General features: G+C 60.3%; 12 protein-coding genes. 8 read left to right on the top strand and 4 right to left on the bottom strand.

Annotation, left to right across the window (positions count from 1 at the left end; all coding sequences use genetic code 11):
• Nucleotides 1-7: 7 nt before the first annotated feature.
• From ACP7E6_RS06370 to ACP7E6_RS06335, 8 genes are all read left to right on the top strand, one after another.
• A complete protein-coding gene (locus ACP7E6_RS06370; protein ID WP_426228899.1) occupies nt 8-1276 on the top strand; it encodes a 3-phosphoshikimate 1-carboxyvinyltransferase in 1269 nt (422 codons plus the stop codon).
• A 45-nt stretch (nt 1277-1321) separates the two neighbouring features.
• Nucleotides 1322-3265 (top strand): DUF2207 domain-containing protein, encoded by a 1944-nt coding sequence (locus ACP7E6_RS06365; protein WP_426228898.1) that lies wholly within the window; start codon nt 1322-1324, stop codon nt 3263-3265.
• A gap of 93 nt (nt 3266-3358) precedes the next feature.
• On the top strand, nt 3359-3640 hold the full coding sequence (locus ACP7E6_RS06360; RefSeq protein ID WP_426228897.1) for a type II toxin-antitoxin system RelE/ParE family toxin: 282 nt from the start codon (nt 3359-3361) through the stop codon (nt 3638-3640).
• A 17-nt stretch (nt 3641-3657) separates the two neighbouring features.
• On the top strand, nt 3658-3957 hold the full coding sequence (locus ACP7E6_RS06355; protein WP_426228896.1) for a HigA family addiction module antitoxin: 300 nt from the start codon (nt 3658-3660) through the stop codon (nt 3955-3957).
• A 94-nt stretch (nt 3958-4051) separates the two neighbouring features.
• Nucleotides 4052-6427 (top strand): glycine--tRNA ligase subunit beta, encoded by a 2376-nt coding sequence (glyS, locus tag ACP7E6_RS06350; RefSeq protein ID WP_426228895.1) that lies wholly within the window; start codon nt 4052-4054, stop codon nt 6425-6427.
• A gap of 42 nt (nt 6428-6469) precedes the next feature.
• A complete protein-coding gene (locus tag ACP7E6_RS06345) occupies nt 6470-6790 on the top strand; it encodes a type II toxin-antitoxin system RelE/ParE family toxin (RefSeq protein ID WP_426228894.1) in 321 nt (106 codons plus the stop codon).
• A 1-nt stretch (nt 6791) separates the two neighbouring features.
• Complete coding sequence (locus ACP7E6_RS06340) at nt 6792-7106, top strand: DNA-binding protein (protein ID WP_426228893.1); 315 nt, start codon at nt 6792-6794, stop codon at nt 7104-7106.
• A gap of 11 nt (nt 7107-7117) precedes the next feature.
• Entirely contained in the window at nt 7118-7606 is a 489-nt protein-coding gene (locus ACP7E6_RS06335; protein WP_426228892.1) for a DUF523 domain-containing protein, read from the top strand.
• 134 nt (nt 7607-7740) lie between these two features.
• On the opposite strand, the gene ACP7E6_RS06330 is transcribed toward ACP7E6_RS06335, so the two are convergent.
• The 4 genes from ACP7E6_RS06330 to ACP7E6_RS06315 form a co-directional block, all read right to left on the bottom strand.
• Nucleotides 7741-8268 (bottom strand): plant virulence effector HPE1-like domain-containing protein, encoded by a 528-nt coding sequence (locus tag ACP7E6_RS06330; protein ID WP_426228891.1) that lies wholly within the window; start codon nt 8266-8268, stop codon nt 7741-7743.
• Nucleotides 8269-8428: 160 nt separating this feature from the next.
• Nucleotides 8429-9700 (bottom strand): phosphoribosylamine--glycine ligase, encoded by a 1272-nt coding sequence (purD, locus tag ACP7E6_RS06325; protein WP_426228890.1) that lies wholly within the window; start codon nt 9698-9700, stop codon nt 8429-8431.
• Between the two features lie 96 nt (nt 9701-9796).
• The gene (locus tag ACP7E6_RS06320; RefSeq protein ID WP_426228889.1) at nt 9797-12190 is read right to left on the bottom strand and encodes a putative bifunctional diguanylate cyclase/phosphodiesterase; all 2394 of its coding nucleotides are present in this window, start codon (nt 12188-12190) and stop codon (nt 9797-9799) included.
• Nucleotides 12187-13230, bottom strand: a complete 1044-nt coding sequence (locus ACP7E6_RS06315; protein ID WP_426228888.1) for a polyamine ABC transporter substrate-binding protein — start codon at nt 13228-13230, stop codon at nt 12187-12189. Before ACP7E6_RS06315 ends, ACP7E6_RS06320 begins: the two co-directional genes overlap by 4 nt.
• Nucleotides 13231-13396 lie beyond the last annotated feature (166 nt).

Here is a 13396-nt window from a genome sequence, read left to right as displayed (position 1 = left end):
CAAGAGCATGAAAGCCGCAGACCAGAAACTGACCATCCTTCCGCCCGGCCATCCGCTTGAAGGCCGCGTCAGTCCGCCCGGTTCGAAATCGATCACCAACCGGGCGCTGCTTCTGGCCGGTCTCGCCAAGGGCACCAGCCGCCTGACAGGTGCGCTGAAGAGCGACGACACTCGCTACATGGCCGATGCCCTGCGCGCCATGGGCGTGGAGATTTCCGAGCCTGACGGCACGACATTCATCGTCACCGGAACCGGCAAGCTTCTGCCGCCGGAAAAGCCGCTGTTCCTTGGCAATGCCGGCACTGCGACGCGCTTTCTGACGGCCGCTGCGGCTCTTGTCGATGGCACCGTGATCGTTGATGGCGATCAGCATATGCGCAAGCGGCCGATTGCGCCGCTGGTGACCGCGCTGCGCTCGCTCGGCGTGGCGGTGGAAGCCGAAACCGGATGCCCACCGGTAACTGTTTCAGGCACAGGCGATTTCGCCAGGGATCACGTCACCATCGATGCCGGCCTTTCCAGCCAATATGTCTCCGCCCTGCTGATGGCCGCCGCCGGCGCTTCCCGCCCGGTCAATATCGAGCTTGCCGGTGAAGAGATCGGTGCGCGTGGTTATATTGATCTCACTGTTGCGGCGATGCGCGCCTTCGGCGCCGAAGTCACCCAGGTCAGCCCGTCGATCTGGCAGGTGGCCCCGACCGGCTACCACGCCGCCGACTATCTGATCGAGCCCGATGCCTCGGCTGCAACCTATCTTTGGGCGGCGGAAGTCTTGACCGGCGGCCGGATCGATCTGGGGGTTGTTGCAGCATCCTTCTCGCAGCCGGATGCGAAAGCCTATGACGTGATCGCCACGTTCCCGCATATGCCGGCGATCATCGATGGTTCGCAGATGCAGGATGCCATTCCGACACTTGCCGTGCTTGCCGCCTTCAACGAGACACCGGTGCGTTTCGTCGGCATCGAAAACCTGCGCGTCAAGGAGTGCGACCGTGTGCGCGCTCTGTCCACCGGCCTGTCCAATATTCGCCCCGGTCTCGCCATCGAGGAGGGCGACGATCTGCTCGTTGCCTCCGATCCGGCCCTTGCCGGCCAGACGCTGCCGGCCGATATCGATACATTCGCCGATCACCGCATCGCCATGAGCTTTGCACTGGCTGGCCTGAAGATCAAAGGCATCACCATTCTCGACCCGGGCTGCGTGGCAAAAACCTATCCGCGCTATTGGGATGAGCTCGCCTCGCTGGGCGTCGGGCTTGAAGGCGACCGGCCTTAACGGGCAGACATATTCGGCTGTTGGGGCCGGGGAGGGATCGATCGCATGAGACGTGTTTTCGCGGCGCTGGGATGGCTCTCCCTTGTTCTGACCCTGCTGCTCACCGTCAGCGGGCCTGTGCGGGCAGAGGAAGTGTTTACCGCCTATCGCTCGGTCATCGACGTCGCGAAAAGTGGCGTTTTGAGCGTCACTGAAACGATCACCGTCCATGTCGAGGGAAACCGCATCAAGCGCGGCATCTATCGCGATTTTCCCTTGACCGTCACCGATGCGGACGGTCGCGTCGTCAAGGTCGATTTCAAGCTGATTTCCGTCGAGCGGGACGGTGCGCAGGAGCCCTATCGCACCGAAGGCATCAGCGGCGGCATCCGCATCTATACCGGCGACAAGGATGTATTCTTGGCCGACGGCGAACATACGTTCCAGTTCACCTACGAGACCGCCCGCCAGATCCGCTTCTTTCCCGATCATGACGAGCTCTATTGGAATGTCACCGGCAATGAATGGGCATTTCCGATAGACGAGGCGTCCGCGACGGTTACCTTGCCTGCCGGCGTGAAAGCCGAAGCGTTGGATGTCTTTACCGGCAGCCATGGCGCGACCGGCAAGAACGCCGGCGCGCTTGAGGATGGCGACCGGCTGGTCTTCACCACGACGCGCCGTCTCGAGGCCAACGAAGGGCTGACCATCGCCGTCAAGATGCCGAAGGGCAGCATCGACCCGCCATCGGTAGCACAGGAAAGGACCTGGTGGTTTTACGATCATCTGCCGCCGATCCTGGCCATCGCAGGCTTCGTAATTGCCGCGCTGTATTATTCCCGCATGTGGCTGAAGGTCGGCCGCGATCCGGCCCGCGGCGTCATCGTGCCGCGCTGGGACGCGCCGGACGGGATCTCCCCGGCACTGGTCAACTATATCGACAATAGGGGGTTTTCCGGCCAGGGCTGGACGGCGCTCTCCGCCGCCGCCCTCAATCTCGCGGTCGAAGGCTATGTCGTCCTGAAAGACTTCAAGAACTCGTTGGTCATCACCCGCACGGACAAGCCAAAGCCGCCGTCGCTGCCGACCGGCGAGGCGACGGTGCTGGCCGCCGTGCAGCGCAATGGCGGTGAGCTGACGATCGACAAGGATAACGGTCCGGCGGTGCAGAAGGCCGGAGCCGATTTCCGCACGGCCATGGAAAAGGAGCACCGCAACAAATATTACCATGCCAACACGGCCTATGTGGTCGGGGGCATCGCCATCTCGGTACTGTTTCTGCTCGCCATCTTGATTTTCGGCCTTCTCGACGGTGCGACGGTGGCACTGGTGATCGTGCCGGTGTTCGCCTCTGTGGTCATCTCGGTGTTTTCGGTCGCCATCGGCAAGGCTTTCAATAAGCGCGGCAGCCTGTTTGCGCGGATCGGCTTGCTGATCGCCGCCGCCCTTCTGACCTTTTTTGTCGTCGCGTCCGCGCTCAGCGTTTTGGCGGTTGTCATCAGCATGGCGCTGGAGGCGCATCAGGTGCCGCTTTTGATCGGCGTTGGCGGCATCGTGCTGGTCAACATGCTGTTCTTCCATCTGATGGGCGCCCCGACGCCGATCGGCTCGAAGATGATGGATGGCATCGATGGCCTGCGGCAATATCTGACGCTCGCGGAAAAAGAGCGGATGAACATGGCCGGTGCGCCGGAGATGTCGCCGCAGCATTTCGAAAAGCTTCTGCCTTATGCCGTGGCACTTGGCGTCGAAAAACCCTGGTCGGAAACCTTTGATCGCTGGCTTCTGGCCGCAGCCGCCGGTGCTTCCGCCTACCAGCCGGCCTGGTATAGCGGCAATAGTTTTGCCGCCGGCTCGTTCGGCGACCGCATGGGCGGCTTTGCAGGCTCGATGGCCAGCACCATGACCTCCTCACTACCCCCGCCCCCCAGCTCCTCATCCTCCGGCTTCTCCACCGGCGGCGGCTTCTCCGGCGGCGGTGGAGGTGGTGGCGGTGGAGGCGGATGGTAGTTTTAAATTGCTCTAAGGTGCTTGTATCAAGTCGTGATACTTGACGCGGCCAAATCGTTGTATCAGTATATGATACAGTTTTGGAGATGAGTGGTGATCCGTTCCTTCAAGGGAAAACTGTCTCCGTCCGTTGCAGACGGCAGCGTGAAAAAGGGTTTTCCGGTCGATCTCATTCGCCGGGCGCAGCAATTGCTGGTTTTATTGAATGCGGCGTCCGACGTGAAGGATTTGCGCTCTCCGCCGGGCAATCGATTGGAGAAATTGTCCGGAGATCGGGAAGGTCAGTACTTGATCCGCATCAACCAGCAATGGCGCATCTGTTTCCGATGGTCGAACGGCGGCGCCGATGACGTGGAAATCGCCGATTACCATTGAGCGCAAGGACTGATCAGATGAGTGATATCTGCCTGCCGGCCATCCATCCTGGTGAAATTCTGAAAGATCTCTATCTTGACCCGCTGAAAATGAGTGCCGGGACACTTGCCAAGCAACTGAATGTTCCAAGGACCCGCATCGAACGCATCGTAACGGGCAAGACTGGGGTAACCTCGGACACCGCCCTGCGCCTTGCGCGATTCTTCGATACCACGCCGGAACTCTGGATGAATCTGCAGGTAAGTTATGATCTCAAGATCGAAGCAGAACGCAAACGCGCCGAGATTGAACGAATCCCGGTTCGCGATGCCGCCTGAGCACTGACTTTTCCGCCATTGAATGGATGACTTTTGCCGCCGGGCTTGCTAAATCCCCCGCAGTCAATCGATCCCTTAGAAAAGCATCCATTCCATGCCCGATCTTCTGCTTGAACTCCGCTCCGAGGAAATCCCGGCCCGTATGCAGCGCAAGGCTGCCGGTGATCTGAAGAAGCTGTTGACCGATGCGCTGGTCGAGGCGGGGCTGACCTATGAGGGGGCGCGGGAATACTGGACGCCGCGCCGGCTGACGCTCGATATTCGCGGCCTCAACACCCGTTCCGCCGATGTGCGTGAAGACCGCAAGGGGCCGCGCACCGATGCCAACGAAAAGGCGATCGAAGGCTTTTTGCGCGGCGCCGGTCTCACCTCGATCGATCAGGCGCATGTGCATAGCGATCCGAAGAAGGGCGATTTCTACGTCGCCCATATCGTCAAGCCCGGCCGTCCTGCAGAAGAGATCATCGCCGAGGTGATGCCCGGCATCATCCGCAATTTCCCCTGGGGCAATCCGATGCGCTCGGGCGCCGCGTCGGCCAAGCCGGGCTCCCTGCGCTGGGTGCGGCCGCTGCAGTCGATCGTCTGCCTGTTTGGCCCGGAACACGAGGAAACCCACGTCATCCCGTTTACGGTCGGTGACATCACCGCATCGAACATCACCTACGGGCACCGCTTCCACGCGCCGGAAGCCATCACCGTGCGCCGCTTTGCCGATTACATCGAGAAGCTGGAAAAGGCCAAGGTTATCCTCGATGCCGAGCGCCGCAAGCAGATCATTGCCGCCGACGCTGCCAATATCGCCTTTGCCAATGGTCTCGAGTTGGTCGAGGACGAAGGCCTGCTCGAGGAAGTCTGCGGCCTCGTCGAATGGCCGCAGGTGCTGATGGGCTCGTTCGAGGAAGACTATCTGGCCATCCCGTCGGAAATCATCCGGCTGACCATCAAGACCAACCAGAAATGTTTCGTCACCCGCCGGCCGGGCGAGGAAACCCTGTCGAACAAGTTCATCCTCGTTGCCAATATCGAGGCGAAGGACGGCGGCAAGGAAATCGTCCACGGCAACGGCAAGGTCGTGCGCGCCCGTCTCTCCGACGCCAAGCACTTCTGGACCCGCGACCAGGGCAACCTGCCGGATCTCGAAACGCTCGAAGCCTCGGCTGCAAAATTCGATCTCGATCTGAAAAAACCGCTCGACCAGCGCATGGCCAAGCTCGACGCGCTGAACGTCACTTTCCATGCCAAGCTCGGCTCGCAGGGCGAACGCGTCCAGCGCATCCGCACACTGGCTGCCGAACTGGCCAAGGTGACAGGCGCCGACCCAATACTGGTTGACCGCGCGGTTGTGTTGGCGAAAGCCGATCTGCGCACCGAAGCCGTCGGCGAATTCCCCGAGCTTCAGGGTATCATGGGCCGCAAATATGCGAGTTTGCAGGGCGAAGACGCCTCCGTCGCCGCCGCGATTGAAGATCACTGGAAGCCGCAGGGACCGTCCGATCGTCTGCCCGCCGATGCGGTCGGTCTGACAGTCGCGTTGGCTGACAAGCTGGATACGCTGATCGGGTTCTGGGCCATCGACGAGAAGCCGACAGGTTCGAAGGATCCCTATGCGCTGAGGCGTGCCGCTTTGGGTGTTGTGCGGATTTTGCTGGAGCGGAAGGTGCGTTTCGGTTTACACCAATTACCGGTGTATCGGGTTAGTACCATTGAGCAAAAGAAAGCACGTGCTACGCGCTTCGATATTCCCGACCAATTTATAAACGGCCATGAGATCGAGAAGTTCGTTGATAGCGAAGACTACCCGTTAACTGACGATGCTATTCAGAATTTGAAATACGTAGCAATGAACTATCTTGATAAAGTCATTGAACGTGAGGTTGATGATTTTTCAAAGGCCAACGCCAACGTTGAATGGATTTCCTCTGAAAATTTATTCGGGTTTGAAGCGGGACACCTCGACCTCGTCTCCTTCTTCCACGACCGCCTGAAAGTCTACCTCCGCGATCTCGGCGCCCGCCATGACCTGATTGACGCGGTTCTGACACCGGATGCCGACGATCTGCTGATGGTCGCCCGCCGCGTCGAGGCGCTGACCGCCTTCGTCACGTCGGAAGAGGGACTCAACCTGCTGGCCGGCACCAAGCGCGCCACGCAGCTTCTGGCCGCCGAGGAAAAGAAGGGGACGCAGATCGCAGCAACCGTCGATCCGGCGCTCCTCAAGCTCGACGCCGAAAAAGCGCTCTACGCCGCCGTGACACAGGCCTCCACCGAGGCAAGTGCCGCTATCGCCGGTGAAGACTTCCGCTCCGCCATGGAAGCCCTGTCGAAGCTGCGCGGCCCGGTCGACCAGTTCTTTGCCGATGTTCTCGTCAACGACGAAGACCCGGCCATTCGCGCCAACCGTCTCGCTCTGCTCGGTCTTATCCGTGCGGCAACGGGAACGGTTGCCGATTTCTCGAAAATTTCGGGCTGATGCAACGCTTGTCAATGGTGGCGTATATGTTACCATTGACACATGAAGATCCTTGAATATCTGGATCAGACGGGCAGAAGTCCTTTTGCTGAATGGTTCGGGTCGATCGAAGCGAGAGCCGCCTCGAAAGTGACGATTGCCTTGGCGCGCGTCTCGTCCGGCAATCTGTCCAACGTCAAGGGCGTTGGACACGGTTTGCTCGAATATCGCCTCGACTACGGGCCTGGCTACCGCATCTATTTCGGCCGGGATGGCGAGGAGATCATCATTCTGCTCGCCGGTGGTACGAAAAAGCGGCAGCAAAACGACATCGATACCGCACAGGAGCGCTGGCGTGACTACAAGCGCCGCAAAGGAAGCTGACATGCCATTGACGCGCGACTTCAAGACAACGGTTCAAGCGCGAGCCCGCAATGATGCAAGCTTTAAGGCGGCACTGTTGTCGGATGCTGTCGAGCTTCTGCTGTCTGGTGATGTGGAAACCGGTAAGGCGGTTCTGCGGGATTTCATCAACGCAACGGTGGGCTTCGAAAGCCTCGCTGAAAAGGTGGGAACGCCCGCCAAAAGCCTGATGCGGATGTTTGGACCGAAGGGAAACCCGCGCGCGAAAAACCTGTTCCATGTCATCAGACAGCTTCAGGAAGAAACCGGCGTTCACCTCGCCGTCGCTGCGGCGTAACGCCAAAACCCATGACCGCCAAAATCCTCGTCAGCGCCTGTCTTATGGGCCATGCCGTCCGTTATGACGGGCAGGCCAAGCCGCTTGTGCATCCGGCCCTCGACCGCTGGCGCAAGGAGGGGCGGCTGGTGACGATCTGTCCGGAAATGTCGGCGGGCATGCCGGTTCCGCGTCTGCCGGCGGAGATTGCGAAGGGGAAGGCGGGTGCCGACGTCCTGTCCGGGGCTGCGCGCGTGCTGGAAAGCCAGGGCGGCGATGTCACGGATTCGTTTCGCCAAGCCGCCGAAAATGCGCTGGCGCTGGCGCGAAAAACCGGCTGCTCTTACGCGCTGCTGATCGATGGCAGCCCGTCCTGCGGCTCCGGCTTCATCTATGACGGTAGTTTTTCGCGGCAACGCCAGCCAGGAGCCGGGGTCACGGCCGCACTTTTGAAGGCCAACGGCATTCAGGTGTTTTCCGACCGGCAGATTGAGGAATTGGTGGCCGCTGCGGGCGGCTGAGTGCGAAAGGTCGGGCCACAACACAAAAAATTGCGCCCCTGCTTCTCTCAGGGGCGCAATCTTTCGCCTGGAGGGCGAATGCCCGGTCAGCCTTTTGTGTGCGGCTGGTTAGGGCAGGGACAGGGAGTTCAGTGTCAATTTAGCCGAAGTTGGAAATTTTTAAGATCAACTTCTTGTGAACGGCTGTCTTGCGGCGTGACTGCGGCTGGTCCGGCCATCGATGCAAGGTCGAGAGAGCTGGTTTTGGCCGCCATATCGACAATTTCAACCGTAGCCTTTGCCTCGGCTTCCACCGGTGGCGCGTCCCCTGTCGCAGCCTTGGCCAGATCGAACGAGGGCGCACTGTTGGCCTGCGCCTGCCTGATGTCTTCGTCCGACGCCTTGCTGATGAAGACGACCGGCGAGCCGCCAAGCCAAGCTTCCGTGCGCACCAGTTTCATCTCGCCATTGATCGTTTTCAGTTCGACCCGTTCCGTCCCGGGCGCGACGTCCGGCACGATATAGCCGGTCTTCTTCTTGACCACCAAAGGCGGGCACTGGCCGCAGGAAAGCTGCGAGATGCTGCTGTTGACCTTTTCTCCGGAAATGACGTTTTCAAGCGAAGACGCACCGGCTGTGCTGGCCGCAGCCAGGCTGGCGAACGTGAACAAAAGGGCGCGCATCGGCTTTCTCCTCTAAGATCGATACAGCGCCGCGCATGACGCGCAAAGGTGGCTGTAGCACTTATCCAGAAGAGGAAAATATCTGTTCTCCGTTACGTTCCCGTCAGGAGAATTGGTAAAAATTGAATGAGTTTCCCAGTTGGCCGAGCTCTTGCGCCGGTCAGGCCTTTTCGCGCTCGACCGCCTGCCAGCCGATATCGCGGCGGCAAAAGCCGTTGTCCCATTCCACAAGGTCAAGTGCCGCATAGGCGCTGTCCTTGGCCGCGCCGACGGTGCTGCCCATTGCGGTGACGTTGAGCACCCGGCCGCCGGTTGCCACCAGTTGCCCGTCCTTCAGCGCTGTTCCGGCATGAAACACCTTGGTCCCGGCGTCCCCCTGCGGGATGTTCCCAATGGGTGTGTCCTTCGCGTAGGCACCCGGATAGCCCTTGGACGCCATTACCACGGTCAAGGCCGCCTCGTCGCGCCATTCGGCGGTAACGGAGGCGAGCGTCCCGGTGGCCGCAGCATGGAGCAGCGGCAGCAGGTCGCTTTTCAGCCGCATCATCAGTACCTGGCATTCCGGATCGCCGAAGCGGACATTGTATTCGATCAGTTCCGGGCCTTTGGCAGTGATCATCAGGCCGGCGAACAGCACGCCGGTGAACGGGTGGCCGCTATCGGCCATGCCAGCGATCGTCGGCTCGATGATCTCGCGCATCGTGCGCTCGACCATCTCAGGCGTCATCACCGGGGCTGGCGAATAGGCACCCATGCCGCCGGTATTCGGGCCGGTATCGCCATCGCCGACGCGCTTGTGGTCCTGCGCCGAGGCGAGAGCGAGAGCGGTCTTGCCGTCGCAAAGGCAGAAGAAGCTCGCTTCCTCGCCGTCAAGGAAGGCTTCGACCACGACTTCTGCACCGGCCGCGCCGAAGGTGCCGGAAAAGCAGCTGTCGACCGCCTCGAGCGCTTCGTCCAGCGTCATGGCAACGGTCACGCCTTTGCCTGCGGCAAGGCCGTCGGCCTTGATGACGATCGGCGCGCCCTGTTCACGGATATAGGCTTTTGCCGGTTCGGCCGATGTGAAGCGCTGATAGGCACCGGTCGGGATGTTGTATTTGGCGCAGATGTCCTTGGTAAAACCCTTGGAGCCTTCAAGCTGGGCGGCGGCGGCCGAAGGGCCGAAAACCGCAATACCGGCGTTGCGCAACGTGTCGGCAAGACCGGCGACCAGCGGCGCTTCAGGGCCGACGACGACGAAATCGATCGCCTGCTTGCGGCAGAAGGCGAGAACGGCATCATTGTCGGCCGTATCGATGCCGGCGATGATCGCCTCTTCGGCAATGCCGGGATTGCCTGGCGCGGCATAGAGGGCCGTCAGGCGAGGCGATTGTGCCAGTTTCCATGCCAGCGCATGTTCGCGCCCGCCCGACCCGATCAACAGAACTTTCATCGCCTACTCCCGCAATCCGCAGTGTTGAGGTGCGGTTAAGGCGAGGGGGCTTCAAGGTCAAGGCAGAATCGGCACAGGGCCGGCGATACCGGCGTTTCAGGACAGATTCGACACGCCGGAATGACCGCCGAGATCGTTGAAGGGCAGGCGGTCGTCTGAAAGGCCGGCAATTCTCACGGTCTGTTTCAACGCCCAGATGCTGAGTTCGGTCAGCGCCTGCGGCTTGCTGATGAGATAACCCTGGAAATAGTCGCAGCCGGCCGCAGTCAGCATGGCCAGCTTCTCGCAGGTATCGACGCCTTCGCCGACCACCGACATGTTTTGCGCATGGCAAAGTGCGATCATCGCCTTCAAGGCCGGCAACGATGCCTCGTTGGCCAGGTTCTGCACCATGGCCCGGTCGAGCTTGATGGTATCGGCGGTATATTCGATGATCTGCTGCACGGAGGTATAACCGGCGCCAAAATCGTCGATGGAGATACGGAAACCGCGTTGGCGCAGGGTCTCGATGTTGCGGCGCAGCTGGTCGCCAAGCTTGACGGCATAGGTTTCCGTCAGTTCGATCTCGATGGTGCGCGGATCGAGGCCGTGCCGGGCCACGCAGTCGGAGAAATAATCGCTGATCGATTTGGAGTGCAGTTCCGCCGACGAGATGTTGATCGCAAGAATGGCGTCCGGCCCGAACAGCTGCTTCAGACGGTTGTGTTCCGACATCGCCCGGTTGATCACCCACCAGTCGATTTTGGTGAACAGACCTGTGCTTTCGGCGATCGGCACGAATTCATCGGGCGTGATATTGCCGAGCGTCGGCGACAACCAGCGCAACAGCGCTTCGCAGCCGATCACCTTGCCACCGGTATCGACGATCGGCATGTAGACGAGATGAAACTGCTCGTCGGGATCGACCAGCCGCAATTCCTCCTGGATATGGCGGATGCGGTCGCGTTTGTCCTGCAGCGCCCGCGAAAAGCGCGAGGATCGGTTCTTGCCGTTGGTCTTTGCCTGGTACATCGCCGCATCGGCATTGGAGATCAGTTCGGCAAGGTTTGTGGCATCCGTCGGGCAGATGGCGACGCCGATGCTGGCCGTGACCGGATAATATTTGCCGCGGACTTCGAAACCATTGGAAAACAGCGCCAGGATTGCGGCGCACATTTCCCTGATCGTGCCGTCACCGGGCTTCGATTGTACCAGAACCGCAAATTCGTCACCGGACAGGCGGGCAAAAACAGCCCGCGCCATCCGCCGCCGGGCAGTGATCCCGCTGATTTCTGCGGCGATCCGCAGCGCCAGCGTCTTCAGCAGGTCGTCGCCGACCTCGTGTCCATATTTGTCGTTGACGAACTTGAAGTGGTCGATATCGATGAACAGAAGGCTGCAATGGCCGGCCTGCGTTGTGACCGTTTCGATGACCTCGGCGGCGAGCATGTTGAAATGGGCGCGGTTGCTGATGCCGGTCAGCGTATCGGTCCAGGACGTCTGCTGCACCAGCTTCAACGCGCGCTGCGATTGATCGTGCAATTGCTTGATATTACCGGTCAGCCGGCCGATTTCCCCCTCGGCACCGGTTTGCCTGATGTCTTCGTTCTCGCCGCTCATCACCGCCGTCACTTGACGGTCGAGAACCGAGATCGGGTTGGTGATGAACCGGCGGATCAGCGCGATCATCAGGCCGACGGAGACGAAGCTCATCACCAGCGCGCCAAAAATCAGCAGCAGTTTCAGCTGCCCCATATTGCCGGAACCGTGGGACGGCGGGACCGTCAGCGTTACGAACAACGAGGGCGCCATGCGAACGGATGCGGTCAGGTCGCCGGGTGTCGGCATCTGAGGCGCGGTCTCGAACGTGATCTCGGTTTCATACTCGTGCTGCAGCGTGCGCTGCATGCTCAGGAACTGCGTCGGCTCGATCGCCACCTGCACCAGAAGCGCATCGGCTTTTCCGCTCGGCAGCGGGCGGCTGAAGGTGACGGGGTCGATGAACTCCGAGTAGACGATCAACTGGCGCGCGCCGGCGTCGTGGAGAAAACTCCAATCCCGCAGCTGGCTGCCGCCGGCAAGCCGGCTTGCCAGCGCAAATTGCGGCGCACCGATCTCGGCGAACGGATCATCGCTGTTTTCGAAATAGTAACCCTGGGTCAGGTCGGGATTGAGAATGGCGAAGGAGATGAATTTCTTCGGATCATCAGACAGAGAGCGCACGCTCTGCTGCAACCGCAGGCCGAGCGCATTGTTGCGGTAGGCCTCGTCCGGTTCAGAGACGAACAGGCGAACGGCGTTGCCTTCCAGGATGGAATAGAGAAAGCTTCTGCTCTGGCTGACCTCGTTGCGAAACAGCGCGGCCATATGGTCGAGCTGTTGTGAAAGCCGTGTCCGCTCGAGAGCCAGAACGGACCGTCCCTGGACAAAATAGACCGAGAGGGCGGCCAGCAGGTAGCCTGCCAGAACGACCGGAAAGATCAGGAAGAATGCGCGTTTGCCAAGTGTCACTGGAAATTTGCCATCGAGCTGATGATGCGCCGGCGAGTCTGGATCGACTGGATCGATAGTTCCTTCTGGTACTGGCTCTTGGCCAGGATATCGGCGGGCGGATATATTTCCTGGTTGGACCGCATCTCGGCCGGGATCAGTTCGAGCGCCTTTTCGCTGGCGGTCGGCATGGTCAGGGCCACGGCGTTATCTGCAGCACTTTGCGGCGAGCCGATGAAGTCAACCAATTGCAGCGCAAGCGCCTTGCGGGGCGAGGCGGCGGTGACCGCCATGCAGTCGAGCCAGGAGAGGGTGCCCTCCTTCGGCACCGCGTAGCGCCAGATTCCCGGCGTGCCGGCCTTGTCGTTGAGCACGTGCTGATCGCCGCTATAGGCCAGCGCCATATAGATATTCCTGCCGTTTTCAGGGCTTTGGATCGAAGTGATCACGTAATCGTAGGTGAGAACGAAGGGTGCCTGCTTCTTCATCACTTCGAACGCGGCTTTCAGCGTCTCGCTATCATTGGCATTGATGGATTTGCCCAGCATGGCCAGCGGCGCGACGAAGGCCTCGTTGTGATCGTCATACATGGCGATATGTTTTGCCAGGACCGGATCCGGCGACATCAGGTCGTACCACGAGGTCGGTGTGGTCTTGACCATGTCGGACCGGTAGACGATGCCCATCGTGCCCCAGAGGTAGGGCATGGCGTAGCCGGCGCACCGGGATTTCCACTCGGGCTTGTAGTCTTTCATCGAGGTGACGTTCTTGTCCGACAACGGCTCCAGCATGCCGCGCTTGCCAAACAGGTCTGCCCCATTCTCGCCGATGACGGCAATGTCGATATTGCTGCCGGGATCCGAAAGCACTTCGTCGCGTGCATCGCCGCTGTCGTAATAGATTTGGTGCACGTCAACGCCGGTCTTCTCGGTCCATCGATCAAGAATCTTCTGATCGATATAGGATTCCCAGATCAACAGGTTCAGCGTTTCCGCATGCGCAGGCGCCGGCGCGATCGATACGCCGAGCGCAGTGGAAGCGGCAATTAACGTATTGCGCATCGAATTCACCCCGATAGTCCCCGGGCAGAACCTTAACGCTCAATGCTTGATGAATACTTACAATAGAATGCGGGGGTTGCAATTGGGTTGAGATGCCACTGACCCAATCCCTTGTGGTCGAAAGGCTTTTCGCCGCTGCGGAATTGAGGGGCTTATCCGCCCCTCA

This window comes from Pararhizobium sp. DWP3-4 (assembly GCF_049898205.1).
Taxonomy (GTDB): Bacteria; Pseudomonadota; Alphaproteobacteria; order Rhizobiales; family Rhizobiaceae; genus Pararhizobium.
Note: the sequence above shows the minus strand (reverse complement) of the source record. Positions and strands in the feature narration are given on the sequence as shown.